This is a genomic window from Sinomonas atrocyanea (assembly GCF_030812675.1).
Classification (GTDB): Bacteria; Actinomycetota; Actinomycetes; order Actinomycetales; family Micrococcaceae; genus Sinomonas; species Sinomonas atrocyanea_B.
On sequence record NZ_JAUSTE010000004.1, the window covers coordinates 143417 to 168992 of the forward strand.

The 25576-nt window shown below is 72.8% G+C and carries 26 protein-coding genes, 3 tRNA genes and 1 riboswitch; of the genes, 5 read left to right on the forward strand and 24 right to left on the reverse strand.

All coding sequences use genetic code 11. The annotated features are described in order from the left end of the window. Positions 1-69: 69 nt before the first annotated feature. Positions 70-621, forward strand: coding sequence for a M23 family metallopeptidase (locus J2W20_RS08200; RefSeq protein ID WP_307006003.1), 552 nt, complete (start codon positions 70-72; stop codon positions 619-621). Between the two features lie 28 nt (positions 622-649). Here the strand turns inward: J2W20_RS08200 and J2W20_RS08205 are convergent, their stop codons facing one another. From J2W20_RS08205 to J2W20_RS08265, 13 genes are all read right to left on the reverse strand, one after another. After that, positions 650-1837 (reverse strand): acyl-CoA dehydrogenase family protein, encoded by a 1188-nt coding sequence (locus J2W20_RS08205; RefSeq protein WP_307006004.1) that lies wholly within the window; start codon positions 1835-1837, stop codon positions 650-652. A gap of 140 nt (positions 1838-1977) precedes the next feature. Continuing rightward, positions 1978-2051, reverse strand: a tRNA-Ile gene (locus J2W20_RS08210). A 57-nt stretch (positions 2052-2108) separates the two neighbouring features. Beyond that, positions 2109-3320, reverse strand: coding sequence for a glycosyltransferase (locus J2W20_RS08215; protein WP_307006005.1), 1212 nt, complete (start codon positions 3318-3320; stop codon positions 2109-2111). Positions 3321-3384: 64 nt separating this feature from the next. After that, on the reverse strand, positions 3385-4317 hold the full coding sequence (locus J2W20_RS08220) for a DMT family transporter (protein ID WP_307006006.1): 933 nt from the start codon (positions 4315-4317) through the stop codon (positions 3385-3387). After that, the gene (locus tag J2W20_RS08225) at positions 4317-4958 is read right to left on the reverse strand and encodes a CDP-alcohol phosphatidyltransferase family protein (protein WP_307006007.1); all 642 of its coding nucleotides are present in this window, start codon (positions 4956-4958) and stop codon (positions 4317-4319) included. Before J2W20_RS08225 ends, J2W20_RS08220 begins: the two co-directional genes overlap by 1 nt. An 86-nt stretch (positions 4959-5044) precedes the next feature. Beyond that, complete coding sequence (locus J2W20_RS08230) at positions 5045-5929, reverse strand: phage holin family protein (protein ID WP_307006008.1); 885 nt, start codon at positions 5927-5929, stop codon at positions 5045-5047. A gap of 102 nt (positions 5930-6031) precedes the next feature. Then, on the reverse strand, positions 6032-6460 hold the full coding sequence (locus J2W20_RS08235) for a hypothetical protein (RefSeq protein WP_307006010.1): 429 nt from the start codon (positions 6458-6460) through the stop codon (positions 6032-6034). A gap of 64 nt (positions 6461-6524) precedes the next feature. Then, positions 6525-6597 (reverse strand) — tRNA-Asn (locus J2W20_RS08240). An 11-nt stretch (positions 6598-6608) separates the two neighbouring features. Beyond that, positions 6609-6684 (reverse strand) — tRNA-Asn (locus tag J2W20_RS08245). Between the two features lie 71 nt (positions 6685-6755). Next, positions 6756-8654, reverse strand: a complete 1899-nt coding sequence (dnaG, locus tag J2W20_RS08250; RefSeq protein WP_307006011.1) for a DNA primase — start codon at positions 8652-8654, stop codon at positions 6756-6758. A 51-nt stretch (positions 8655-8705) separates the two neighbouring features. Continuing rightward, positions 8706-9989, reverse strand: coding sequence for a deoxyguanosinetriphosphate triphosphohydrolase (locus J2W20_RS08255; RefSeq protein WP_307006013.1), 1284 nt, complete (start codon positions 9987-9989; stop codon positions 8706-8708). Beyond that, positions 9982-11190, reverse strand: coding sequence for a tRNA dihydrouridine synthase DusB (dusB, locus tag J2W20_RS08260; protein WP_373457979.1), 1209 nt, complete (start codon positions 11188-11190; stop codon positions 9982-9984). The genes J2W20_RS08255 and dusB overlap by 8 nt, the downstream gene beginning before the upstream one ends. A gap of 63 nt (positions 11191-11253) precedes the next feature. After that, positions 11254-12282 (reverse strand): hypothetical protein, encoded by a 1029-nt coding sequence (locus J2W20_RS08265; RefSeq protein ID WP_307006014.1) that lies wholly within the window; start codon positions 12280-12282, stop codon positions 11254-11256. A 160-nt stretch (positions 12283-12442) separates the two neighbouring features. Here J2W20_RS08265 and J2W20_RS08270 point away from each other — a divergent pair, with 160 nt between their 5' ends. Then, positions 12443-13291, forward strand: a complete 849-nt coding sequence (locus J2W20_RS08270) for a lysophospholipid acyltransferase family protein (protein WP_307006015.1) — start codon at positions 12443-12445, stop codon at positions 13289-13291. A gap of 25 nt (positions 13292-13316) precedes the next feature. Here J2W20_RS08270 and J2W20_RS08275 read toward each other — a convergent pair whose 3' ends face one another. From J2W20_RS08275 to J2W20_RS08285, 3 genes are all read right to left on the reverse strand, one after another. After that, entirely contained in the window at positions 13317-14354 is a 1038-nt protein-coding gene (locus tag J2W20_RS08275; protein ID WP_307006016.1) for a GNAT family N-acetyltransferase, read from the reverse strand. Between the two features lie 7 nt (positions 14355-14361). Then, a complete protein-coding gene (locus tag J2W20_RS08280; RefSeq protein WP_307006017.1) occupies positions 14362-15744 on the reverse strand; it encodes a glycine--tRNA ligase in 1383 nt (460 codons plus the stop codon). A 62-nt stretch (positions 15745-15806) separates the two neighbouring features. Continuing rightward, on the reverse strand, positions 15807-16781 hold the full coding sequence (locus J2W20_RS08285; RefSeq protein WP_307006018.1) for a DMT family transporter: 975 nt from the start codon (positions 16779-16781) through the stop codon (positions 15807-15809). A 22-nt stretch (positions 16782-16803) separates the two neighbouring features. Between J2W20_RS08285 and J2W20_RS08290 the strand changes: the two genes are divergently transcribed. Next, positions 16804-17079, forward strand: a complete 276-nt coding sequence (locus J2W20_RS08290) for an RNA-binding S4 domain-containing protein (protein ID WP_307006019.1) — start codon at positions 16804-16806, stop codon at positions 17077-17079. A gap of 82 nt (positions 17080-17161) precedes the next feature. Here J2W20_RS08290 and J2W20_RS08295 read toward each other — a convergent pair whose 3' ends face one another. Further along, positions 17162-17866 (reverse strand): alpha/beta hydrolase, encoded by a 705-nt coding sequence (locus J2W20_RS08295; RefSeq protein ID WP_307006020.1) that lies wholly within the window; start codon positions 17864-17866, stop codon positions 17162-17164. A gap of 122 nt (positions 17867-17988) precedes the next feature. Between J2W20_RS08295 and J2W20_RS08300 the strand changes: the two genes are divergently transcribed. Together J2W20_RS08300 and J2W20_RS08305 are read left to right on the forward strand one after the other, a co-directional pair. Beyond that, the gene (locus J2W20_RS08300; protein ID WP_307006021.1) at positions 17989-18840 is read left to right on the forward strand and encodes an SGNH/GDSL hydrolase family protein; all 852 of its coding nucleotides are present in this window, start codon (positions 17989-17991) and stop codon (positions 18838-18840) included. A gap of 107 nt (positions 18841-18947) precedes the next feature. Further along, positions 18948-19559 carry a hypothetical protein gene (locus J2W20_RS08305; protein ID WP_307006022.1) on the forward strand — a complete coding sequence of 204 codons (612 nt, stop codon included), beginning with the start codon at positions 18948-18950 and terminating at the stop codon, positions 19557-19559. Here the strand turns inward: J2W20_RS08305 and J2W20_RS08310 are convergent. From J2W20_RS08310 to J2W20_RS08340, 7 genes are all read right to left on the reverse strand, one after another. Beyond that, positions 19546-19773, reverse strand: coding sequence for a ferredoxin (locus J2W20_RS08310; RefSeq protein WP_307006023.1), 228 nt, complete (start codon positions 19771-19773; stop codon positions 19546-19548). The two genes, J2W20_RS08305 and J2W20_RS08310, sit on opposite strands and share 14 nt — an antisense overlap. After that, positions 19770-20987 (reverse strand): NADH-ubiquinone oxidoreductase-F iron-sulfur binding region domain-containing protein, encoded by a 1218-nt coding sequence (locus J2W20_RS08315; protein ID WP_307006024.1) that lies wholly within the window; start codon positions 20985-20987, stop codon positions 19770-19772. The genes J2W20_RS08310 and J2W20_RS08315 overlap by 4 nt, the downstream gene beginning before the upstream one ends. 13 nt (positions 20988-21000) lie before the next feature. Beyond that, entirely contained in the window at positions 21001-21555 is a 555-nt protein-coding gene (locus J2W20_RS08320) for a ferric reductase-like transmembrane domain-containing protein (RefSeq protein WP_307006025.1), read from the reverse strand. Further along, positions 21552-22451 (reverse strand): FAD:protein FMN transferase, encoded by a 900-nt coding sequence (locus tag J2W20_RS08325; protein WP_307006027.1) that lies wholly within the window; start codon positions 22449-22451, stop codon positions 21552-21554. The genes J2W20_RS08320 and J2W20_RS08325 overlap by 4 nt, the downstream gene beginning before the upstream one ends. Position 22452: 1 nt before the next feature. After that, the gene (locus J2W20_RS08330; RefSeq protein ID WP_307006029.1) at positions 22453-22776 is read right to left on the reverse strand and encodes a hypothetical protein; all 324 of its coding nucleotides are present in this window, start codon (positions 22774-22776) and stop codon (positions 22453-22455) included. 129 nt (positions 22777-22905) lie between these two features. Beyond that, positions 22906-24045 (reverse strand): homoserine O-acetyltransferase MetX, encoded by a 1140-nt coding sequence (gene metX, locus J2W20_RS08335; RefSeq protein ID WP_307006132.1) that lies wholly within the window; start codon positions 24043-24045, stop codon positions 22906-22908. Between the two features lie 20 nt (positions 24046-24065). Further along, entirely contained in the window at positions 24066-25445 is a 1380-nt protein-coding gene (locus J2W20_RS08340) for a bifunctional o-acetylhomoserine/o-acetylserine sulfhydrylase (RefSeq protein ID WP_307006030.1), read from the reverse strand. Between the two features lie 13 nt (positions 25446-25458). After that, positions 25459-25571: riboswitch (SAM riboswitch) on the reverse strand. Positions 25572-25576: the final 5 nt, after the last annotated feature.

Consider the following 25576-nt stretch of genomic DNA (forward strand, 5'->3'; position numbering starts at 1 on the left):
CCCCTGGGGTCGTCCACATAGGCATCCTGGCCCCTGCCCGGGCCGGGCCGCCTCCGACATCCTGAGGTCATGGATACCTCCCACCGGGCAGCCCGTGCACTGGTGCCCGTGCGCCTGGCGGCGACCGTGGCCCTCGTGGGAGCGCTGCTGGCACCGCTGGGCCCGGCGGCGTCCGGGGCGGACCCGGCCCCGGAGACGGGCTGGACCTGGCCGCTCACCCCGCGGCCCGCCGTCTCACGCCCCTTCGACCCTCCGCCCCGCCCGTGGCTGTCCGGCCACCGCGGCGTCGACCTGACCGCGGCACCCGGGACGGCGGTCCGGGCGCCGCAGGCCGGAACGGTGGCCTTCAGCGGCTGGGTCGTGGACCGCCCGGTCGTGACCCTGGACCACGGCGGCGGTCTGCGCAGCAGCTTCGAGCCCGCCGAGGCCACGGTCCCGGTCGGCTCCGCCGTGGCGCGGGGCCAGCAGTTCGGTGTGGTACCGGGCTCGGGGGCAGCGCACTGCGCCGACGGCCCCTGCCTGCACTGGGGAGTCCGCCGCGGGGACGACTACGTGGACCCGCTCGCATTCATCGAGGACCGCCGCCCCTCGGTGCTCCTCCCGTGGGCAGGCCCCCCGTGAGTCCCGCCGGCGCGAGGGCTCGTCCCGGTCAGACGATCGCGGAGATGCCCGTGATCGCGCGTCCCGTGACGAGGGTGTTGATCTCGTGGGTGCCCTCGTAGGAGTAGATGGCCTCGGCGTCGGCGAACACCTTGGCCATGCCGAAGTCGCTCACGATCCCATTGCCGCCGAGGAGGCTGCGGCCGATCGCCACGCTCTCGCGCATCCGCGCCGTGGTGAACGCCTTCGCGAGGGCGGACTGCTCGTCCCGGGCCTGCCCCGCATCCTCGAGCTGGGCAAGCCTGACCATCATGCCCAGCGAGCTCACCACGTTGCCGAGGATGGTCACGAGCTGGTCCTGGACGAGCTGGAACGAGGCGATGGGCCGGCCGAACTGCTCGCGCTCGACCGCGTAGCGCCGCGCCACGTCGAAGGCCGCGAGCTGCTGGCCCACGGCCTGCCAGGCGACCGCGAGCCGGGTGACCTTGAGGACCTTGTTCGTGTCCCGGAAGCTGTTGGCGTGGGCGAGCTTGAACTCGGACGGAACGCGGACGTCCTCGAGGGTGATGTCCGCGTTCTGCACGGTGCGCAGCGCTATCTTGTTCTCGATCTTGGTGGCGCGGTAGCCGGGCAGCGTGGTGTCCACCAGGAAGCCCTTGACCTGGTCGTCCGCGATGTCGCGGGCGAAGACGACGACCCAGTCCGAGAAGGTCGCGTTGCCGATCCACCGCTTGGCCCCGTTGAGCACCCACGCGTCGCCCTCCCGGCGCGCCGTGGTGCGGGTGCCGCCGGCCACGTCGGAGCCGCCGAGGGGCTCGGTGAGCGCGAAGGCCCCGATCTTCTCGAGCGTGTAGGCCTCGGGGAGCCACTTCGCCTTCTGCTCCTCGGAGGCGAGGAGCTCGAGCGAGCCCGTGAAGAGGCCGTCGTGGACCCCCATGAACGTGGCGATCGAGGCGTCGGCCCGCGTGAACTCGGCGTGCAGGAGGCCGGCGAGGAGGCTTGAGTGCCCCTGCCTGCGGATGGGGCTCATCACGTCGAGCTCGGCCAGGCGGGGGACGAGCTCGTGCGGGAACTCGGCACGGTTCCAGCAGTCGACCGCGATCGGGGCGACCTCGCGGCCCAGCCACTCGCGGACCTCGTGGAGGCGGTCGCGCTCCTTGTCGGCCAGCAGGGCCTCGAAGGAGTAGAAGTCGCCGTCGGCGTAGGGAAGGTCGGCCGCGCTGCGGTGCTGGGGCATGGGGTCTCCCGGTCATGATGCTACTGGTAGGTAACTACTGATCAGTAACATACGCTGCCGGTCCGGTTCCCACAACACCCTCGGCGCCCCCGCAGGACGGCGAAGGCCCGGAACCATGGCTGGTTCCGGGCCTCCTGGGGTAGGGCGTGTGGGACTTGAACCCACGACCAAGGGATTATGAGTCCCCTGCTCTGACCGGCTGAGCTAACGCCCCCCGTCCCGCGCGGGCGGGACCATCTCATCCTACTGGCAGACCAGGCTGGGCCCCGGCTCAGGCCAGGTCGCCGCCCAGATCCGTCCCGCGGTAGAGGGCCTCGAAGGTGTCGAGCGTGGCCTTGAGCCCGTGCTTCTGCACCATGCGGTGGCTCTCCGCGCCCATGCGGGCCAGCTCCTGCTCCGGCTGGCCCAGCACGGCGGTGATCTTCGAGGCGAGGTCGTCGGCATCGTTGGGCCGGAAGAGGTAGCCGTTCTCGCCGTCGGCCACGAGGTGCGGCAGGGCCATCGCGTCGGCCAGGACCACGGGGGTCGAGGCGCTCATCGCCTCGAGCGTGACGAGGGACTGGAGCTCGGCCGTGCCTGGCATGCAGAAGAGGTCCGCCCGCAGGTAGGCGAGCCGGAGCTCGTCATCGGGGGCGAGCCCGAGGAAGCGCACACGGTCGCGCACGCCGAGGCTGTCCACGAGCTTCTCGAGGGAGGGGCGCACCTCTCCCCCGCCGACGATCTCAAGGTGCACGTCGAGCTCGGCGGGCGTCTTCGCGATGGCCCTGATCAGCACGTCCACGTGCTTCTCCTCGGCCAGCCGGCCGGCGAACAGCACCGTCGGGTACGGGTTCTTCTGGACGGTCTCGTCCGGCCGCGGCTCGTAGGCCGCGATGTCGATGCCGTTGGAGAGGGGGAGGACCTCGGTGAGGAACGCATGGTCGTGCATCGCCTTCGCCGCGAGCGGCGTGGGGGTCGTGACGACGTCGGCCTGGCCCATGACCTTGCCCATGTCCTTCCACGACTGCCGGCCGACGATGTCGATGAACCACTGCGGGAAGGGCAGGAAGGGATTGAGGTTCTCCGGCATGAAGTGGTTCGTCGCCACCACGCGGATGCCGCGCCGGACCGCCTCGTACAGGACGTGCTCGCCGATCATGTAGTGGCTCTGGATGTGCACGACATCCGGCTGGACGTGGTCGAAGAGGAGCGCGATCTCCTTCTTGACCTCCCAGGGGAACACGATGCGCCAGTACTCGTGGGTGGGCACCGAGTGGGAGCGGAGGCGGTGGACGACGGCCTCCGGGCGCACTTCGGTGAAGCTCTTGCCCTTGTCAGAACGGACGGCCGCGACGTGCACGTGGTGCCCGCGGGCCGTCATGCCCTTGGCGAGCCGGTAGCCGAACTGCGCGGCGCCGTTGACGTGCGGCGGGTAGGTGTCGGCGCCGATGAGGATCGTCAGCGGCTTGCTGGTCAGGTCCGTGTCGGGGTCAGGCAGTGTCACGAGGGCTCTCCTGGTCGGGCGGGCCGGCGGTTCCGGCCCGCGGTGCCGGCGGCGGGCGGGTGCATCAGCCGGCGTGGGAACGTGCGTCGGGCCCGGATCCTCCCCGGAGCTCGCGGGCGGCGTCCTTCCTCCGCTTCGCGACCTCGGGGTGGTGCCGGGACAGGGCAATGACCCCCACGATAGCAACGACGGCGGCCACGACCATGGACAGTGCGAGCACGGGCGGCACATCGGGACGCAGCTCACCCAGGATGGTGATGCCGATCGCGATGCCCACGATCGGGTCGATGACCGTCAGCCCCGCGATCACCAGGTCGGGAGGACCGGAGGAATAGGCATTCTGGACGAACCACGAGCCCAGTCCGCCGGCCGCCGCGATGGCGACGACCGAGTACCACTGGACGTTGAGCAGGAACTGGCCGTTGGCGGCGAGGAGGTCGCGGCCGATGATCCGGGTCAGGACCGCGACGAAGCCGAACAGCACGCCCGCCCCGAGGATGTAGACGAACGCCCCGAGCCGATGGCGGAACATGGCCGCCAGCGAGCCGAAGACCCCGACCGCGAGGGCGAGCAGCAGCACAATCGTGAGCTCGGCGTCCGGACCGACATGGTGGTTCTCGACGGTCGCGTTGACGGCCAGGAGGACGAAGAGGGCCGAGCCGGTGACGCAGGCGCTGATGGCGACGACGGTGGGCCGGTTGATCGTGATGCCCTGGTCCTTCGAGTTCACCACCGTCGTGACGACGAGCGCGATGGCGCCGATCGGTTGGATGACGGTCAGCGGCGCCGAGACGAGGGCGACCATGTTGCACAGCATCCCCGCCCCGAGCAGGGCCAGCCCCAGGATCCAGCGGGGGTTCCGCACCAGGCGCACGAACCCCCGGGAGCTGAGGGCTAGGCCGCCCATGTCGGCCTTGACGGCGCTGCCCTGGCGCTGGGCCCCGATCGCGAGGAAGAAGGCGCCCAGCACCGCGAGGACCACGGCGAACCAGACCATCAGCGTTCCGCCTCCCTGCCGCCGTCCCCGAGCCGGCCCTTCCGGACCGGCCGTCCCTTGGCGACGATGGCGCGGAAGTAGTTCACCGCGGCGACCCAGTGGCCGAGCAGCCCGAGGACGAGGAGGGCCCATGCCGCCACCGAGTACACGGAGGCGCCGGGCACGGCGAGTCGGGAGAGGACGAGGAGCGGGGTCCCCACGAGGAGGAGGGCGGTGCGGACCTTGCCGACCTTGGACACCGGAAGATCGGGGTGGCTGTGGAAGTAGAAGAGCGAGGCGAGGCCCAGGGCTACGTCGGGCACCAGGAGCGCGGCGAGGTACCACCACTGCACGACCCCCGCGAGCACGAGGGTGAGGGCGACGGCGAGGAGTGCGAGCCGGTCCGCGGCGGGGTCGAGGACCCGTCCGAGAGTTGAGGTCTGCCCGAGCCGGCGCGCGACGTAGCCGTCGACCCAGTCAGTGCTGCCCATGACGGCGAGCACCACGACCGCCCACCCGTACTCCCGTGGCCCGAGCACGAGCCACATGAACAGCGGCACGCCGAGGAAGCGCAGGATCGTGATGACGTTCGGGAGCGTCAGGACCGCATCCGTCTCGGTCTGGCCGCGCCCGGGGTGCGCACCGGCGTCGAACAGCCTCACGACGGCTCCGCCCGCTCATGGCCCCGCATCGCTCCCGTTCCCCCCACGGCCGACGTGCTGCCGTGCACTCGGTGTCCCCCTGCCGATCAGCTCTTGACCAGCTTGCGCAGGAAGACGACGAAGGCGGTCGCGGAGACGGTGAAGACCGTCAGGGGCGCCCAGCGCTCGCGGATCATCTCGGCCGCCTCGGCGCCCCGGCGCGCGGACTCGTCATTGGACGGGACGGCGGCGCCGGGGACGGCCGCGGTGCCCTTGGCGAAGGGGCGGCGGCCCGACGCGCCGGCCAGGGCCGAGCGCACGTCGTCGGCGAGGTAGCCGGCCTGGCGCTTGACGTCCATCTCGGCGACGAGCCCTTCGCGGACGTCGAGGAGGTGCTCGCGGCGCTTGTCGAGGCGCTCGCGCAGCTCGGCCTCGGACGGGGTCGGCAGCTTGACCTTGCCGTGGGCCCGGTCCTGCGCTTCCTTCTCCAGCTGCTGCCGCGCCTTCTCGGCCTCCTTGGTGGCCTGGGCGCGCTTGTACTGGATCGTGGAGGGGTCGAGCAGGCGGGGGTCGAAGTCGCGGCCCTCGGTCACAATGCCCAGGTCATACCGCAGGCCGCGGATGGCATCGGCGGGGACGAGCGGCATGGCCCGCTTCACCCAGCGGAGTCCGACGAGCGCGGCGATCGCCAGGATGACGAGGAAGGCCGCACTCACCAGGAGGGCCGCGAGCCAGCCCGGCATCACCGTGGCGAGGCCCAGGATCGCCGCCACCACGAGCGCGATCACGAGGAGCCCGAGGAACACGAGCGCCACACCGAACAGGCCGGCACCGATGCCGGCCTGCTTCCCCCTCTGCTTCATTTCGATCTTCGCGAGCGTCAGCTCATCGTTCAGCTGGCGTGGTGCGAGCCGTGCGGCCTGGCCTGCGAGGTCCGGCAGAGCCGCCAGTTTCGGCCGCCGATCGTCCGGCATGCTGTGGCGTCCACTCATCGTCGTCGGGTTCCTTCCAGTCGGTCCGGAACGCGCGAGGCGCAATCCGTGACCAAACTACCACCCGGGGGCGCACGGGGGCCCGAGGCCGCGCAGCCGGCCTCAGCCGGGCGTGCTCCCCGTCCCGAGCGCCCCGAAGGCCGCCTCGACCTGCAGGAACTGCTCGGCGGCCTGGACCGCGGCGTCGAAGGCGTCGGCGTCCGTGGCCGAGCCGCGGGGGCCACGAGGGAGCCACTCGTGGCGTTCGGTCCGGATGGTCTCGAATCCCTCGCGCGGCGGCGCGTAGTAGATGGCGAAGCGCTGGACGGGCCAGCCGGCCGGGGTCTCGGGCGCGACGAGGACGGCGGACCGGAGCGCGAAGTTGACCCACTGGGCGATGGGCCTGCGGTGGTCCCGCATCAGGATCCCGTCGTTGAAGCCGGCGGCAGACCCTTCGCCGAACACACTCTCGAACCGCGCACGCCACACGGTCAGGAGCGGACCCTCGTAGCGGGTCCACCCTGCGGGGAGGGAAGCCGACGGCTCGGGCATACGTTCATGATAGAGGCCGCGGGCGGCGCTGCACCGGCCTTTCGGCCGGCGGCGCGCACCAGGGCTCCCCCGACTGGACTCGAACCAGTAACCCTTCGATTAACAGTCGAATGCTCTGCCAATTGAGCTACGGGGGAATGACTGCAAGTGGCTCCCCCGACTGGACTCGAACCAGTAACCCTTCGATTAACAGTCGAATGCTCTGCCAATTGAGCTACGGGGGATTGCAGCGGGTTCTACCCTATCAGGGCGCGGCCTGCGCGCGAAATCGGCGCCGGGCCGCCGCGGGGGCCGCTCAGTCGGCCGACCGGAGGGCCCTGCGGCGGAGCTCGAGCTCCAGCAGGGCCCGGTTGAGCCGCTGGTACTCCTCCGGGGGGCTGTCCGGGCCGAGCCGCTGCAGCTGGCCCATCATCTCGGCCTTCTGGGCGGTGATCTGGAGCTCGGCGAGCCCGGCGAGGATGTCCCGGCAGTACCTTTCGAGCGACTCCTCGGTCGTGGCAGGCAGCGGGGTCACCGCCAGCTCGGCCATGAGGGGCCGCAGGGCCTCCGGCAGCTCGTGGCGCACCCGCTCGATCCAGCCGGCGGCCGCCTCCTGGGGGGCGGGGCGGCCCGCTGCGGCGATCGCCGAGTGGAGGGCGGCGTGGGCCGGGGCCGCGAACCGTGCCGCAGCGAACTCGGTCCAGGCCGAGTCGGTGAGCATCTGGGGCTGCTGGAGCACCACCTCGAGCGCCTGGCGCTCCATCACCGCGACCGGGTCGCGCGGGTCCGGCCGCCACGCGGCGGGTGAGAAGGGGGCGGGGGCCGCCCGGTCGCCGTCGTGGGCGGGGCCCTCCTGCTGATGGCCCTGGCGCGGCGCGGGCGACGGCGTGCCCCGCCGCGCTGCCGACTGCACCGCGCGCGAGACGTCCTCGAGGGGCACGCCGAGCCACTTCGCGAGCTCGCGGGTGTAGGCGGGACGGATCGCGGGGTCGCGGATCTGGGCGACGACGGGCGCCGCCTCGCGCAGGGCTGAGACCCGGCCCTCCACCGAGTCGAGGTTGTGCTTGCGGAGGGTTGCCTGGATGGCGAACTCGAAGAGCGGGCGCCTGGTCCCGATGAGCTGGACCACGGCCGCGTCGCCGCGGTGCTGGCGCAGCTCGCACGGGTCCATCCCGCTCGGCTCGACCGCCACGTACGTCTGGGCCACGAAGCGCTGGTCCTCCTCGAAGGCCTTCAGCGCCGCCTTCTGGCCGGCGGCGTCGCCGTCGAACGTGAAGACGACCTCTCCCCCGGTCCCGTCGTCGGAGAGGAGGCGGCGCGCGATCTTGATGTGCTCCCCGCCGAACGCCGTCCCGCAGCTGGCGACCGCCGTGTCCACGCCGGCGAGGTGGCAGGCCATGACGTCCGTGTAGCCCTCGACGACGACCAGCTGGCGCTTCTTGGCGATGCTGCGCTTGGCGAGGTCGATCCCGTAGAGGACCTGCGACTTCTTGTAGAGCGTCGTCTCAGGGGTGTTGAGGTACTTGGGGCCCTGGTCGTCGTCGAAGAGGCGGCGGGCGCCGAATCCGATCACATCCCCCGAAATGTCGCGGATGGGCCAGATGAGCCGCCCACGGAAGCGGTCGTAGAGGCCTCGGTTGCCCTCCGAGAACATGCCCGTCAGCTTGAGCTCGTCGTCCCGGAAGCCCTTGGACCGCAGATGCTTCAGGAGGGAGTCCCAGCCCTGGGGGGCGAACCCGACGCCGAACTGCTCGGCGACGTTGCGCTCGAAGCCGCGCTCGAACAGGAACTGCCGCCCAGCCGCCGCGGCCGGGGCCAGCAGCTGCGCCTGGAAGAACTCGGCGGCGATCTTGTGGGCGTCCAGGAGCCGCTGCCGCCGCCCGACCTCCTCGCGCCGGGGGCCCGCGCCCTCCTCGTAGTGCAGCTCGTAGCCGATGCGCGCCGCGAGCTTCTCGACGGTCTCGGCGAACGCGGTGTGGTCCATCTTCATCACGAAGCTGATCACGTCCCCGCTCTCGCCGCAGCCGAAGCAGTGGTAGGTGCCCACCTGGGGGCGGACGTGGAACGAGGGGCTCCGCTCGTCGTGGAAGGGGCACAGGCCCTTCCACGAGCCGATGCCGGCGCCCTTGAGCGTCACGTAGCCGTCGACGATCTCCCTGATGTCCGTGCGGGCGCGGACTTCCGCGATGTCCTCGGGTTTGATCAGGCCAGCCACGGATCTACCTTAGCCACTGTCGCCGACAGTCCCGGCCCCGTGCCCTCCGGCTCACCACAGGCTGGGAAGGCTCCCGACGAGCCGCTCGTACCAGGCCAGGGCCGAACCGTCCGTGAGGGAGGCGACCTGGTCCACGACCACCCGCAGCCGGCCGGCATCGTCCTTGGCCGCCCGCCAGTCCGCCGCGAACATCGGTTCGAGATGCCGCTCACCCGTGGCGCTCAGGGCAGTGACGAGGGCATGCAGGACTTCGCGCTGGCGCTCGTAGATGGGCTGGCGGTGGTCCGTGGTCATCACGAAGGTGGTCGCGAGGCCCTTCATGACCGCGATCTCCAGGACCGTCTCCTCGGGGACCATGACCTCCCCGCTGTACCGGGTGAGCGGCGCCGCCCCGTAGGCGGCCCTGGTCAGCGCGAGGGCGCTGTCGCAGAAGCGTCCGATCAGCTGGCTCGTCATGTTCTTCAGCGCGGCCATGGACCTGCGCGAGCCGTCCGCCTCGCGCACCCAGACCGGGGTCGCCTCGAGGCGGGCGAGCGCCGCGTCGATGGCGGCGGCGTCGCTGTGCGGCAGGTACCACTGCTGTGTGTAGCCGATGACCCGGGCGCGGTGGTCCGGGTTCTCCATCCAGCGCAGCTGGAACTTGCCCGCCACGATCGCGTCCTCGACGTCGTGGACCGAGTACGCGATGTCGTCCGAGAGGTCCATGACCTGGGCCTCGATGCACGACCGGCCGGTGGGGGCGCCGTCCCTGATCCAGGAGAAGATCGGGAGGTCGTCCTCGTAGGCGCCGAACTTGCTGGTGCGGTGGCCGTGGACCAGTGGCGCCTCGACCGCGGTCCACGGGTACTTGCACGCCGCGTCCAGGCTCGCGCGCGTCAGGTTCAGGCCAGCGGGCCGCCCCCCGGCGTCGAGGACCTTGGGCTCCAGGCGCGTCAGCAGGCGCAGGGTCTGGGCGTTGCCCTCGAAGCCGCCGATCGCGTGGGCGATGTCGTTCAGGGCGCTCTCACCGTTGTGGCCGAAGGGCGGGTGGCCGAGGTCGTGGCTGAGGCAGGCCGCGTCGACGACATCCGGATCGCAGCCCAGGACCCGCCCCAGCTCGCGGCCCACCTGCGCCACCTCGAGCGAGTGGGTCAGCCTGGTGCGGACGAAGTCATCGGTGTCCGGTGCCACGACCTGCGTCTTGGCCCCGAGCCGCCGGAGGGCGGACGAGTGCAGGACGCGGGCCCGGTCCCGCTCGAAGTCGCTGCGGTAGGACTTCTTGGGCGGCTCCTCGACCCAGCGCTGCGTGTCCTGCGCCGCATAGCCGCGGGTCCCCTCGGCGACCGCCTCAGCCACCGGACACGTCCAGCTCGGCGGCGGCGATGTCACGGGTCTGGTCGCTGTCCATGGTCCGGCTCTCGAGCCAGCGGTCCGGGAGGGCGGGGCGCTTGGGGGACCCGGCCCGCCCGCGCGGGCCCTCGGCGTCGGTGCCGGGGTAGGGCGCGTCCGCGTCGAGGGTGCCCAGCAGGCCGCGGAGCTCCTCGAGCGTGTTGACCTGTGCGAGGCGGGCCCGCAGCTCCCCTCCCACCGCGTAGCCCTTGAAGTACCAGGCGACGTGCTTGCGGATGTCCCGCAGGGCCTTGCCCTCGTCCTCGAAGTACTCGACGAGCAGCTGGGCGTGCCGGAAGAACGCCTCGCCCACCTCGGCGAGGCCGGGGCGGATGCGGTCGGGGCAGCCCTCGAAGGCCGCCTGCAGGTCGCCGAAGAGCCACGGCCGGCCCTGGCAGCCGCGTCCGACGACGACACCGTCGACTCCGGTCTCGCGCACCATGCGCACCGCGTCCTCCGCGCTCCAGATGTCGCCGTTGCCGAGCACCGGGACGTCCGGCAGGGCCTCGCGCAGCCGGGCGATGGCGCTCCAGTCCGCGGTGCCCGAGTAGAACTGGGCCGCCGTGCGCCCGTGCAGCGCCACCGCGGCGACGCCGGCGTCGCGCGCGATCCGCCCGGCCTCGAGGTAGGTCAGGTGGTCGTCGTCGATGCCCTTGCGCATCTTCACGGTCAGCGGGAGTCCGCCCCGGTCAGCCTCCCGGACGGCCGCGGTCACGATCTGGGTGAACAGGTCCGTCTTCCACGGCAGGGCCGACCCCCCGCCGCGCTTGGTGACCTTGGGGACCGGGCAGCCGAAGTTGAGGTCGATGTGGTCCGCCAGGTCCTCCTCGACGAGCATGCGCACCGCCTGGCCCACGGTGACGGGGTCCACACCGTAGAGCTGCACGGAGCGGACCGTCTCGTCGTCGTCGTGCCTGATCATGCGCAAGGACTCCGGATGACGCTCGACGAGCGCACGCGAGGTGACCATCTCGGCGACGTACAGCCCACCGCCGAACTCCCGGCACAGGCGCCGGAAGGCCGTGTTCGTGATGCCCGCCATCGGCGCGAGCACCACGGGTGTGTCGACGGTGAGGCGCCCCAGGTGCAGAGGCGGCAGCTCGAGGCGCACCGGTTCGGCTGGGGCGCCCGCGGGGGCTTCGGGGAGGACGGTTGGCACGGCAGTCACCCCTCCATTGTGTCAAAGCAATGCAAAACGCCGGTGGTTCCCTGCGGGCGGAGGGATCAGGGCTCATGCGGCGGCCCTGCCGTCCGGTCCGCCGAGGAGCTCGGCGAGTTCCTCGGGCAGGGCCACTTCGACGCGGCCGTCCCGCCACGCCGTGGCCTGCCGCAGGCCGGCGCCCGGACGCCACCAGTAGACGTGCGGGCTCAGGGGCGCCACCTCGTCCTGGGCGAGGACGGCATTGAGCCCGAGCATCGAGCGGACGCCCTCGTGCGAGACGCTGTCCTCGGTCGCGCTGACGGCGATCATCCTCAGCGCCGGGACGCCGAAGAGGACTCCGAGCGGGCCGGGCTCTCTGCCGAGGTGGGCCATGAGCCGGTCCGGGAAGGCCATCCACGATGCCTGGCGCGGATGGTCGGACTCGAGCAGGAGCACCGCAGTCCGATCGCGGACGAAGCCCTCTGCCCTGCCGGGGCCGGCGGCGAAGAGGTTGGACTCTGCGGCCGCCCACGCCGCCTCGGGGCCGCCGGCCTTCGCGAGGTGGTCGTCGGCGACGTAGATGGAGGTCTGGTCGTGGCGGATGGCCAGAATCAGGGGAAGCCCTCCCACCTCACGGGCGTAGGAGTGGGCCTCGGCGAGCTGCCCCGGCGGCATCCGCTCCGGTGCGACGAAGCGGGGGAAGAGCCGTTCGCGCAGCGCCGGCCCCGCATAGCCGAGGCTCCCGTGGGTCCCGCAGCCCTGGACGGCGGCGCCCAGGATCTGGGCGACGACGGCGTCCACCAGAGCGGCCCAGTCCGCCTCGGGCGTCCGCTGCGCCTCGCGGGCGATGGTCGAGAACCCGAGCTGGGCACCCGGACCGGTGAAGGGGCCTCCCGTCACGGTCAGGTGTGTCCCGCGGTCCCTGGCCCGGTAACCGCGGCTGCGGACGGCCTGGGCGGCATGGGCCCTGAGGGCATCGGCCTGGCGCCTGCTGAACTCGGGCAGGTGCGGGTCCCGCGGCCCGTCGTCGCTGCCCGCGGCGCAGTGCTCCCACGCCCAGCCCGCGCCGGCGGCCGGCACTCCGCCGTGGCCTGCCCGATTGCGCTGTCCCTTGCCCATGCCTGTGCCCCGTTCGACGGATTCCGGCGCTCCTCCGGCGCCTTGGGCACGACGCTAGGGAGTGCCGGCACGGGAAGGGAGCCCGGGCCCGTCCTATGTGGACAATCCGAGCTCCGCGGGGGACCAGGTGGGGCCGCGGCGCGGCTGTAGTCTGGGCGCCATGGCAACGCCCCACGATGCCTGCCGGCCCCGGCCCCCGCATGGGGGCTTGCCCCTGCGTCCGGGGAGCCTGTGGCTGTACGACGTGGCGCGCCGCGTGTTCACCGGCATCCGTGACCTCGCCCGGGTGCGGGTGGTCGCCACGGGCCTCGACGACGTTCCTCCGGGCCAGGTGGTGCTCGCGGTCACCCACTTCGGGTACCTCGACTTCGTCTTCGTCGCCCTGCTGTGGTGGGAGCAGCGGAGGGACCGTCTGAGGTTCCTGGTGGGACCGCGCCCCTACCGCAGCCGCCTGCTCGGTGCCGCGATCTCGGCCTGCGGGGGCCTCGCCGTGGTGGGGAAGCCCGGCCACGCGAGCCTCAAGGCGTCGCTGAGCACCCTGGACGCGGGCTGGAGCATCGCGCTGTTCCCCGAGGCCGGCGTCAGCCGGAGCTTCTCCGTGCGCACGTGCCACACCGGAGCGGTGCGGATGGCCCTGCAGACCGGCGTGCCGCTCGTCCCGGTGGGCGTCTGGGGCGGGCACCGGATCATGACGCGGGGACACGGGGCGACGACGAGGCGGGGCGCGGGCTCGCTCCGGGCCCTCTGGAAGGCGCCGATCCGGATCCACTTCGGCGCCCCCGTGGACCTCTCCGGGGCCACCGGCCCCGAGGACGCCGGGCGCCGCCTGCAGGCGGCCCTCCAGTCCGCAGTCGACGTCGCGGTGCTCGACTTCCCGCTGGGGCACCCCGCGGGAGCGTGGTGGGTTCCGGCGGCGTTCGGCGGCGGCGCCCCGACCGAGGCCGAGCGGGACATCTGGGACGCCCGCGATGTGATGCGAGGGCTGCGGCCGGACCGCGACAAGATGTAGCCGGCCGGGCCGACCCAGCCGGCCGTCAGTCGCCGACGGTGAGGGTGTCCGGTCCCACCTGCTCTGCTGCGCCCGTCTCGAGCAGGGGGTCGACGGCGGCCCGCACGGCCGCCATGGAGTCGTCGACCTCGAGCCGCACGGGGTGCTGGTAGGCGACGAGCGCGAGGAGACCGCGCACGGCGTCCTGCGCGTCGGCCGGATCGAGGTGGACCTCGTGGCCGAGCAGCACCTCGCTCGGCTGCTCGGCGGCGGCGCTGGCCGGGCCGGCGTAGCTCACCGCGAAGGCCCGCAGCCGGCCCTTCTTCGACGGCGCCACCCCGGTGCCGAACGCGCTCGTGGCCGGGGCGCGCAGCACCACGGCGCCGTGGGCGCCCGCTGCGTCGGAGAGGAACAGCTGCTGGGCACGGCCCACGCTGAGCGGGGCAGGCGGGTCCCAGTCGTGCACCGCGGTGTAGTAGCGGCCGACGGCGTCGCTCAGCTCGACCGAACCGGTCGCCAGGTCCTCGACGAGCGGGGACGTGTCGTCGCCCAGTCCGCCGTCGGCTGCCGGCCCGTCCCCGAAGACGGGGAGCTTGAGCGCCCCGGGCCGCACGACGACCTCGCGGGAGCGCTGGAGCACCCCGAACCCGCGCGCGTCGGCGAACGCCGCTCCCGCGCTTCCGGCCTCGACCTTGGAGCGCAGGCGCGGGGCTCCTCCCCCGGCGGAGGCAGCGCGGGCGGGCGCCTCGGCGGCTGCCGCGCGCAGGCGCCGCAGGAGCTCTGTGCCGACGCCGGCGCGCCGGTGGTCCCGGGCCACCTCGACGTACGTCCACAGCCGGGCCGGGTGCAGCGCTGCCTCGTAGACCACGCCGGCCGCCACGGGAATGCCCTCGTCCTCGGCCACGATGCAGCGGCGCCACGCGATGGCGGGCGACGGCGCGGCGCCGTCCGGGCCCGCACCGTCGGAGTCCGGCGCGAACGCGCCGCGGAACTGCGCCGGCGAGGCGCCCTCGGCGTCGCCCCACAGCTGCAGGAGGGTGCGGTCGTCGCCCTCGCGCCAGGGCCGGTAGGTCAGCTGTGCCACGCCCGGGTCACTTCCCGAGCCGCTCGAACAGGTAGCCGGTCACCTTGTCGAGGGAGACCCGCTCCTGGGCCATCGAGTCGCGCTCGCGGATGGTCACGGCATGGTCCTCGAGCGTGTCGAAGTCCACGGTGATGCAGTACGGGGTGCCGATCTCGTCCTGGCGGCGGTAGCGCCTGCCGATCGCGCCGGCGTCGTCGAACTCGATGTTCCAGTGCCGCCGCAGCTCGGCGCCGAGGGCGCGGGCCTTGGGCGAGAGGTCCTCGTTGCGCGAGAGCGGGAGGACTGCGGCCTTGACGGGGGCCAGGCGCGGATCGAGGCGCAGGACGGTGCGCTTGTCCACGCCGCCCTTCGTGTTGGGGGCCTCGTCCTCGGTGTAGGCGTCGACGAGGAACGCCATCATGGAGCGGGTCAGGCCGAAGGAGGGCTCGATCACGTAGGGGGTGTAGCGCTCGTTGGTGGCCTGGTTGAAGTAGGCGAGATCGTGGCCGGACGCCTTCGAGTGGCTCGAGAGGTCGAAGTCGGTGCGGTTGGCGACGCCCATGAGCTCGCCCCACTCGTTGCCCTGGAAGCCGAAGCGGTACTCGATGTCGATGGTGCCCGCGGAGTAGTGGGCGCGCTCGTCCTCGGGGACGTCGAACTTGCGCATGTTCTCGGCGCTGATGCCGAGGTCGATGAACCAGTCCCAGCACGCGTCGACCCAGTGCTTGAACCACGTGTCGGCGTCGGCAGGCGCCGTGAAGTACTCGATCTCCATCTGCTCGAACTCGCGGGTGCGGAAGATGAAGTTGCCGGGGGTGATCTCGTTGCGGAACGCCTTGCCGATCTGGCCGATGCCGAACGGGGGCTTTTTCCGGGAGGTGGTGACGACGTTGTTGAAGTTGACGAAGATGCCCTGCGCGGTCTCGGGGCGCATGTAGTGCAGGCCCTCGGCGTTGTCCACCGGGCCGAGGAAGGTCTTCATGAGGCCCGAGAACATCTGCGGCTCGGTCCACTTCCCGGAGGTCCCGCAGTTCGGGCACGTGATCGAGGCCATGCCCTCCTCAGGGGCGCGGCCCTTCTTGGCCTCGTACGCCTCGATGAGGTGGTCCTGGCGGAAGCGGTGGTGGCACTGGAGGCACTCGACGAGGGGGTCGGTGAACGTCGCGACGTGGCCCGAGGCCTCCCAGACCTGCTTGGGCAGGATCACCGAGGAGTCGAGCCCGACCATGTCCTCGCGGCCGCGGACGAAGGTCTGCCACCACTGCTCCTTGATGTTCTCCTTGAGCTCGACGCCGAGCGGACCGTAGTCCCACGCCGAGCGGGAACCTCCGTAGATCTCACCCGCCTGGTAGACGAATCCGCGGCGCTTGGCCAGGGAGACAATCGAGTCCAGTGCGGTCTTGGGTGCCAAGGGGAATCCTCCGAGAGTGTTCAGGCCGCTGGGTGCGGTCCGCCGGGTGTGTGCCTCCAAGCCTACCGGCGGAACTGCCGACGGTCCCACGGCAGGGTCGCCACCACCATCGCCCCGAGCGTGGCCAGGGTCCCGAGCACGGTCGGGAGGGCGATGACGCTGCCGGGCACGGGCGCGGCGGCGTCGAGGGCGAGGGAACCGAGGAGCTGCCCCGCGATCATGCCGAGTCCGGTCAGGAGCACACCGAGGTGCCGGACGAGCACGGCGGCCGCGCCGATGAACACGACGCCGAGCGCGCCTCCCGAGTAGTACCACCAGTCGCCGGGGAAGTCCGCGGGCAGCGGCCGGCCGGAGCCCCCGGCGGCGAGCCTGATGCCCCAGGCGAGCGCCAGGCCGGCGATGCCCGAGACGAAGTTCATGAGCGTGGCGGCCAGCGGGCTGCCGTACGCGCGGGCGCTGGCGCCGTTCATGGCGGACTGGAAGCTCTGCCCGAAGCCGGCCGCCGCCGGGAGGACGATGACCGCGAGGAGCGCCGCCGGGTCGGAGACGGCGAGCTTGGGGGCCACGGCGTACGCGACGGACGCGAGCGTGAGGACGGTGGCCAGGAGCCGCAGCCCTGTCAGCGGCCTCCTGCGCCCCTGCGCGAATCCCGCCCGGTCCACCAGGAGCCCGCTGATGGTCTGGCCGGTGACGGCAGCGATGGTGAACACGGCGATGCCGAGGACACCGACCGTGAACGTCTGCGCGACCACGAACAGGGCCCCACTCAGGCCGGCACCGAGGTACCACCAGGGGACGCGGCGCTCCCGCACCGCGGGCACGATCTCGCGGAGCCCGGCCCGGCCGGACGGCAGCAGCAGGGCGACGGCGACGAGGAGCACGAGTCCCGTGGCGAAGCTGGTCACCGCCGCCTCCAGGCCGTCCCCGACCCGGAGGCCGAGCGCGCCGTTCACTCGGCCCTGGGCGGGGATGGCAACGCCTGCGGCGATCGCCCCCGCGAGCCATACGGGCAGGGGGACGCGGGGGGCTGCAGTCACGCGGCTAGCCTAGAGTTGCAGCATGACGCGCCGCGAATCCTCCCGTGCCACTGGCCAGCCCTCGCCCCGGGACGGCGGCGCAGAGGAGACTGTCGAGATCCGCGAGGGAACGATCCGGCTCGGCCAGCTCCTCAAGCTCGCCTCGCTCGTCGACGACGGCGTCGAGGCGGCCGAGCTCATCCGCCACGGCCTGGTGAAGGTCAACGGGGAGATCGAGGAGCGCCGCGGCCGCCAGCTCGGCGCCGGCGACTCGGTGGAGGTCAACGGCCGGCGCGTGCGCCTCGCGACGCACCCCTGAGACGCAGCCCCGCAGCGCCCGACCCGAGCCCGGGGCCGGCCCGCCGCCCGAGGCGGGCAGCCGCCGTCGTGCTTGGCGGAGCTCAGCCCTTGAGGACGGAGAGTTCAAGGAATTCCTTGACGTGGGCGATCTCGGGGGCGCTGACGCTGTGCCCGATCCCCGGGTAGGTGACCTTGGTGAGCTGCACGTGGCTGCGGACCCAGCCCATCGTGTACTCGACCTTGTCCTGGGTGATGACGGGATCGGCCTGGTCGCGGCCCCAGAACATGGGGAGTGTGCCGGTGAGCTCGCCGTCGAGGAAGTATCCGTACTTGCCGGCGGAGGCGTCCGCGGCCGAGGGATCGATGGCGAAACCGGAGAGGCCCACCACGGCGGCGAAGTCGTGCGGGCGGCGGCGCACGAGCGAGGTGGCCATCGCCATGCCCATCGAGAAGCCGAGCACGGTCACGGAGCTGTGCTGGCCGCGGACCCCATCGAGCCAGGCCAGGACGTACTCGGTGGCGGCCTCGACGGCGTCCATGGCGAAGTCCTGCGCGGCCATCAGCGGGAACCACTGGTAGGCCCCGGGGGCCAGCTCCTGCGGGGCGCGGAGGGAGGCGACGGTGAACTGCTCGGGGACGTAGGGGGCGAGGCCCATGAGGTCCGCCTCGTTGGAGCCGTAGCCGTGGAGCAGCACGAGGAGCGGGGTGCCCTCCCGCTCGTCCTCGGGGCGGTTCCAGAGGGCGACGTGCTCGGGGTAGTGGGCGGGGAAGAGGGCACGCCGGGCGTCGGCGGGGGCGTCAGTCATGCTCACCATTGTGGCACATAGTTGAAAGCTCAACTATGTGCGGGGCGCCTCTCGTTGCCCTCGCTGATCCCGGCGGCCACCCTGAAAGACCGTTCATGTTACCTGCGCGGCATAATGCAGGCATGACCGTCGAACGCGAGGCCCCAGCAGACATCGGTCTCCCGGAAGGGCGCAGGCACCCGTGGCACCGGTACGTGGCGCTCGGGGACTCGTTCACCGAGGGGATCGGCGATCCCGATCCGGACAACCCGGGCCGCCACCGTGGCTGGGCGGACCGGCTGGCGGAGGAGCTCTCGCACGGCACGGAGGACTTCGCCTACGCGAACCTCGCCATCCGGGGGCGCCTCCTCGGCCGCATCCTTGACGAGCAGCTCGAGCCGGCGCTCGAGCTCCAGCCGGACCTCGTGTCGATCTCCGCGGGCGGCAACGACCTGCTGCGGCCCGGAAGCGACCCCGACGCCCTCGCGCTCCGGCTCGACGCGGCCGTCGGACGGCTCGCCGATGCCGGCGCCACGGTGCTGCTCTTCAACGGCCCGGACATCGGTTCGACCCCAGTGCTCTCCGCGATCCGCGGCAAGGTCGCCATCTACAACGAGAACCTCCGTGTGGTGGCGGCGCGCCACGATGCCGTGGTTGCCGACATGTGGGGCCTGCGCCAGCTCTCCGATCCGCGCATGTGGGACACCGACCGGCTGCACTTCTCCCCGCTCGGCCACCACACGATCGCGATCATGGCGCTCGAGGCGCTCAATGTCCGGCACGGCCTCGAGCCGATGGAGCCGAGCCCGGTGCCTGCGCGGACGTGGCGGGCGGCGCGCACCGAGGACCTGGTCTGGGCGCGCGAGTACTTCGTCCCGTGGGTGATCCGCCGGCTCCGGCACAAGTCGAGCGGGGACGGCATCCTCGCGAAGCGGCCGACGGCGGAGCCCGTCTTCGGCGCGGGGGCTCCCCTCGGCTCGGGGGAGCCCAGCTGACCTGTGGCCGGCTGACCTCGTGGCCTGCTGACCTTGTGGCCTGGGTGCCCCGGCGTCTGCCCAGACGGCGCCCAGCCGGCCCACAGGCTGCGGCGTAGGCTGGTGGCATGAACGGGAACTGGATCTTCTGGGTCGTCATCTTCTGGTGGGTGATCCCGATGGTGATGCGGAAGATGCGACAGTCCGGGCCCGGCCGGCCGCCCTACCCGCAGGACCGCGAGAACCAGTACGGGCAGGACCGGTACAGCCAGGGCCAATACGGCCACGGCCAGTACAGCCAGAGCCAGTACAACCAGGGCCAGTACAACCAGGGCCAGTACCCGGGATACCCGCAGACGCAGACGCCCCCGCCTCCGCCCTCTCCGCAGGGCCAGCACCCGGAGGGCCAGCTCCCGGAGGGGCACCGCACGGCGGCGCCGGGCCAGCCGGACGTGCCCTGGTGGCAGCAGCCCCTGCCGCCCGGGTTCCCGGGGCAGCCGGCGCCCCAGTCCCAGCCACGGCCACAGGCCCAGCCCGCACCCCAAGCCGGGCCGGCACAGCAGCCGCGGGCGGTGCCGCAGGCCCCGCGGATTCCGGAGCCAGCCGAGACGAGTGCGCCGGATGACGCCCCGCAGGGCTACCGCGCCAAGAAGCTCGCCGAACTCGACAGGCAGTTCTCCGACCAGAAGATCTCGCTCGAGGAGTACATGAAGGCGCGCAGCGAGGTCATGCGCGGGTGACGCGCCGCAGCAGGAGCGCCTGCACGGGGCACAGGTCCACCGCGTCCTGGGCGGCCGCGGCGAGTCCGCCCGGCACGGGCACGTCGCGCCCGCCGCGGCCCACGGGGTAGCCCCAGTCGTCGCGGACGAGGAGCTCGGGGAGGAGCTCCGCGCAGAGGCCCCTCCCCTCGCAGCGGGTGAAGTCGACGTGCAGCTCCAGCTGGGTGCGGCTCATCGCTGCCACCCCTGGGCGCAGGAGCCGCCGAGGTGCGCCTGGACCTCGTCGCGGAACACGGACAGGGTGCTCCGGACGAAGCCCGCGGCCCCGTCCGGGTGGCGGCACGCGCCCCGTCCGGTGACGAGGCCGGCAAGCCGCTCGGCCTCCGACGCGAGCCACGGGGTGCGCTCTCCCCCGGCGATGCGTTCCAGGACCGCTGCCATGGCGGGCAGGCCGAACATGCAGGGGCCGCACTGCTGCGCGGAGCTGTCGGCGAGGTAGCGGGCGATCGGCGCGGCGGCCGCCAGACCGCAGCGGCCCTTCGCGAGCACGAGGAGCACCCCCGCGCCGGGACGGCCGCCGTAGCGGGCGAGGCCCGCCGTCGTCATGGGTTTGTCGAACCCGCCGCTGGGGACCCATGCACCGTGGAAGCCGCCCACGAGGACGGCGGCAGTGGACGCCGGGTCCGCTCCCCCGGCCTGGAGGATCTCGCGGACGGTCACGCCGCCGGGGACTTCGAGTACCGCCTCGGCAGGGACGTCCCCGGACAGGCTCACGAGCCGGGTCCCGGGGTCTTCCCTGCTGCCCGTGCTGCGGAACCAAGCGGCCCCGTACCGGGCCACGAGGGCGAGGTGGGCGAGCGTCTCGATGTTGTGCAGGAGCGTGGGCTGCCCGCGGTACCCGCTGCTGCTCAGCCGCACGGTCGTGTCCCTCGGGAGGGCCGGGCCGCCCTCGAGGGCGGAGACCACCGCCGTGGCCTCCCCCGAGATGAACGTCCGCGGTGCCTCGACGAGCCGCACGCGGCGGGCGTCCCGTCGGTCCGCGACGGCGCCGCGGACGGCCGCGAGCGAGTCAGCCGGGGCGTAGAGGAACAGCTGGGAGGCTCCCAGCGCCTCTCCGGCGTCGAGGAGGCCGTCGAGCACGAGGTGTGGGGCCCGGCGCAGGAGTGCGGCGTCCTTGCGGCTCACGGGCTCGCCTTCGGCGCCGTTGGCGATGACCACCGGCCGCCGCCCGCTGATGGAGGAGAGCTTGCGCCACGCGGGGAAGCCGGCTCCGCCGCGGCCGGCCAGTCCCGCGGCCTCGAGTTCGGTGAGCAGGGTCCCGCGGGTCCAGTCGTCCCGGCGCGGGCCGTAGGCGGCTTCGTGCGCGACCCTGCCGGGGCCGGCGGCGGCGAAGAGCCGGCCGGTCCCGAGGGCCGGGAGCCGGACGTCCGTCTCGGTGGTCGCTTCCATGGTCCCGTTCCTCTCAGACTCGCCCGAGGCGGGCCGCGGACGTCTCGGCGAACCCGGCGCTCAGGCGCCAGATCACGGCGCAGGCCACGGCGCCGGCGCAGCCCCAGGCGTACGCCTGGAACCAGAGGTCCACGGCGTTGGTCCCGGTGCCGAGAGCGTGGGCCAGGCCGATGGGCCACATGCCGTAGGCGGCCCAGTGGACCGCCCTGAACACCCGCTGGCCGATGCGCTGTCGCAGCAGGCCCGTCACCACGAGGGCGAGGACGAGGTCCAGCGCCACGGTCCCGAGTCCCACCCAGAAGGGATTCCAGGCGGCGATGAACGGCACCACGACGTCGGGGAGCGCCAGCTTGGCGTGGGGGTCGAGCATGAGGGTGCCCACGTGCAGGGCCAGGAAGACTACGGCGGTCAGGGCGGTGCTGCGGTGGACGAGCGCCACGGAGAAGCGGGGCAGGCCGAGCAGGGTGCGTCCGGAGCGGCTCACGATCCCGAGAACGAGGACGAGGGTGAACAGCCCCAGTGAGACGATGCCTCCGGCCCGTCCGATGGCCCACATGATCTCGTTCATCCGCGCACCCCCGCCACGGGCACGGCGTCGATGTCGCGGCGCGGCGCGGGCCAGCCGCCCAGCTCGATCACCCCGCCGTCGTGCCTCACGAGGCGCGCAGGGAGGCCCAGCTCACGCAGCCGCGCCACCGCGCCGGTTCCGCGCACGATGGCCGCCGTGCTGGCCATGTTGGCGCTCAGGCAGTCGGGGGCGGCGACGGTGACGCTGCGCCACGCGGCGGGGGCCGGGAGCGCCGTCCAGGGATCGAGGATGTGGTGCACCCCGGCGCCGCGGCGGCGCTTCTGGGTGCTCGAGGTCGCCATGGCCCACCCTCCGCCCAGGCTGACCTGGGTCGCGGGGTCGCCGGGGAGGTCCTGCACGAGGACCTCCCAGGCCGCGCGGCCGGCCGTGGCGATGTCCCCGCCGAGCGAGACGAGGACCGAGGTGCCGAGTTCGTCGTGCACCTGGTGTGCTGCCAGGTCGGCGGCTGCCGCCTTCGCTGTCGCACCGAGGTCGAGGACGACGCCGCGCGGCACGCTCAGCTCGTTCCCCTCCAGGGTGATCTCCCGCCAGCTCTCGGCCGGCCGGGGCCCTGCCGCGGGGAGCGCCCCTGGGTCCAGCGTGCCGAACCCGAGCGTGGCGAGTTCGCGTCCGAGGGTGGGGACGACGTCGCCCCCGCTGCGTTCGGCCACGTCGAGGGCGGCGCGCACGAGGTGCGCGAGCAGGGGGCTCGCGGTGCCGCCGCCGGCCCGCTGGAGGAGGGCGAGCTCGGAGTCGGCGCGGAAGCTGCTCGCCGCCTCGTCGACGCGGCGCAGGAGTGCCTGGACGCCGGCGAGGGCGGCGGGGAGCGCCGAGGGCTCGGCGACGGCCACGCGGCAGGCGCAGGTGAATGCCTCGAAGTCGGCGTGCGCCGCCATGTCAGGAGCCCGACGACTGGCCCATGGGGCCGCCGCCTTGGGACGGCGCGAGGCCGCCCTGCTGGCCGGACTGGTACTGCTGGTAGCGGCTGTGGCGGCTGCCGCCGTTGTCCAGGGGGCTGTTCGTGGTCCCGCCGTCGTCCTGCCCGGTGACGCCGTTCTGGCCGGAATCGTCGGAGCCGCCAGTGTTGGTGACGTTCTGGACCACCGCCGGGACGTAGACGGCGGCGGCGATCGCGCCGACGCCGAACACGCCGCTGGCGCCGACGGCCATAGCGGCCAGGCGCGCCCGGCGCCGGCCCGCCTCACGGATGCTCTCGCCCATCAGATCCTCCTCTGGTCTCCTTCCAGCATGGGGGATGCAGTTGTGGCTCGGGCGGGAGAAAGCTGTGTGATTGCTGTGGCTCAGCCGACGGGCGCGCTCCGGCGCGGGGCGGGCCCCGCGCCGGAACGCTCAGAGCGTGAAGACCCTTCGGCGCAGCTGGGCGCCGAGCTGCCCGATCTCTGTCAGGAAGCCGTCGTGGCCGATCTTGGCGTCGATCGAGTGCACCGGGACCTCGCCGGGAAGGGCCCGGGCGAGCTCGTCGCTCTGCTCCGGGAAGTAGAGCCGGTCCGAGTTCACCGAGGCGAGGAAGAACTCCGCCTTGGCTCCGGCGAGCGCCCGCTGCACGCCGCCGCGGCCGCGGCCCACGTCGTGGCTCATGAGCGCCTCGGTGAGCGCCACGTAGCTGTTGGCGTCGAAGCGTCCGGCGAGCTTCTCCGCCTGGTGGTCGAGGTAGCTCTCCACCTGGTAGCGGCCCCGCTCGGCGGCGCCACCGGGCGCCTCGAGCGGATTCTCGGCGCCCTGGCCGCGTCGGCCGAACCGGAAGTTCAGCTCGGCCTCGGAACGGTAGGAGATGTGGGCGATGCGCCGGGCCAGGCCGAGGCCCGCCACCGGCGCGGGACCGCCGTAGTAGTCGCCGCCGCGGTACGCCGGGTCCTGGCGGATGGCGAGGAGCTGCGCCTGCGCGAGGGCGATCTGCTCTGCGGTCGAGTACGCGCCGATGGCCACGACCACGCAGTGGCGCACCCGGTCCGGGTACATCGCTGCCCATTCGAGGGCCCGGGCGCCGCCCATGGACCCTCCCACCACGGCGTGCCAGCGCCGGATCCCCAGCCGGTCCGCGAGCCGGGCCTCGGCGCGGACCGAGTCGCGGATCGTCACGAACGGGAACCGGGAGCCCCACGGGACGCCCTCGGGGTCGAGGCTGCTGGGCCCGGTGCTGCCGTAGCAGCCCCCGAGCATGTTGGCCGCGACGACGAAGTACTTCTCGGTGTCCACGGGCTTGCCCGGCCCGACGAGCGCGTCCCACCAGCCGGGCTCCTCGCCGTGGCCCTTGGCTACGTGCGTGTCGCCGGTGAGGGCGTGCTGGATCAGGACGGCGTTGGAGGAGTCCGCGTCGAGCGTGCCCCACGTCTCGTAGGAGAGCTCGACCTCGGGCAGTGCGCCGCCGGCTTCGAGCTGGAGGGCGCCGACGCCGGCGGTGAGCACGACGCCGTCCTGCCGCGGCGCCGTCGTCCGCTCGCTGCCGGGCGCGGTGGCTGCGCCGGGCATGCCCGGGCGGTCGAGGAGCGTCACGCGACGGGCTCCCCCAGCCGGGCCCCGTCCTGGGACTGCCCGACGGCGGCTGCCGCGGCGAAGCCGGCCTCGAGGTCGGCCAGGATGTCGTCGATGCTCTCGAGCCCGACGGCGAGGCGCACGAGCCCGGGGGTCACGCCCGCGGCGCGCTGCTGCTCCGCGGTGAGCTGGGCGTGGGTGGTGGAGGCCGGGTGGATCACGAGCGAGCGGACGTCGCCGATGTTGGCCACGTGGGAGTGCAGCGACAGGGCGTCCACGAAGGCCGCCCCCGCCGCGGCGGGGTCCACGCCCTCGGCCGCCGCGAGCTCGAAGGACACGATCGCGCCGGTGCCCTTCGGGGCGTACTTGCGGCCGAGCTCGTGCCAGGGGCTCGAGGGCAGGCCGGCGTAGGCGACGGCCTCGACGTCGGCCCTCGCCTCGAGCCAGCGCGCGACCTTCTGGGCGTTCTCGACATGGCGCTCGACGCGCAGGGAGAGCGTCTCGATGCCCTGGGCGATGAGGAACGCGTTGAACGGCGAGACCGCGGAGCCGAGGTCGCGGAGCAGCTGGACCCGGGCCTTGAGGATGTAGGCGAGGTTGGCCCCGAGGGCGCCGCCGACGCCGAGGTCGCGGGCGAACACGAGCCCGTTGTAGCTCTCGTCCGGGGTGTTGAAGCCCGGGAAGCGGGCGGGGTCCTGGGCGTAGTCGAAGCTGCCGCCGTCCACGATCACCCCGGCGATCGCCGAGCCGTGGCCGCCGAGGTACTTCGTGGCCGAGTGGACCACGACGTCGGCGCCGTGCTCGAGCGGGCGCACGAGGTACGGGGTGGCGACGGTGTTGTCGATGATGAGCGGGACCCCGGCCGCGTGCGCGGCGTCGGCGACGGCCTCGATGTCGAGGACGTTCTGGCGCGGGTTGGAGATCGACTCGGCGAAGAACGCCTTGGTGGTGGGCCGGACGGCGGCCTTCCACTCGTCCAGGCTGTCCGGGTCCTCGACGAAGGTGACCTCGATGCCGAACTTGGCGAAGGTGTGCTTGAGCAGGTTGTAGGTGCCGCCGTACAGGCTCGCGCTCGCGACCACGTGGTCGCCGGACTCGGCGACGTTGAGGAGCGAGTAGGTCGTCGCGGCCTGGCCCGAGGAGAGCAGGAGCGCGGCGACGCCGCCCTCGAGGCTCGCGATGCGCTGCTCGACCGCGTCCTGGGTCGGGTTCCCGATGCGCGTGTAGATGGGGGCGAGCTCCGCGAGCGCGAAGCGCTTCGCGGCGCTCTGGGCGCTCGGGAATACGAACGAGGTGGTCTGGTAGATCGGCAGGGCCCGGGCACCGGTCTCGGCATCCGGGGTCTGGCCGACGTGGATCTGGCGGGTCTCGAAGGACCACTGGGGGTTGCCGGACATAGCAAGCTCCTCTGCGCTGCGCTTGACCGGCGGCTCTCGCCGGCCCAGGTCTTCACCCGGGGCACCCCACCGCGGCGGGGGGGTTGCCGGCCAGCGAACCGGGGTTTGGCGCTGGCGCTCATGACCTATGG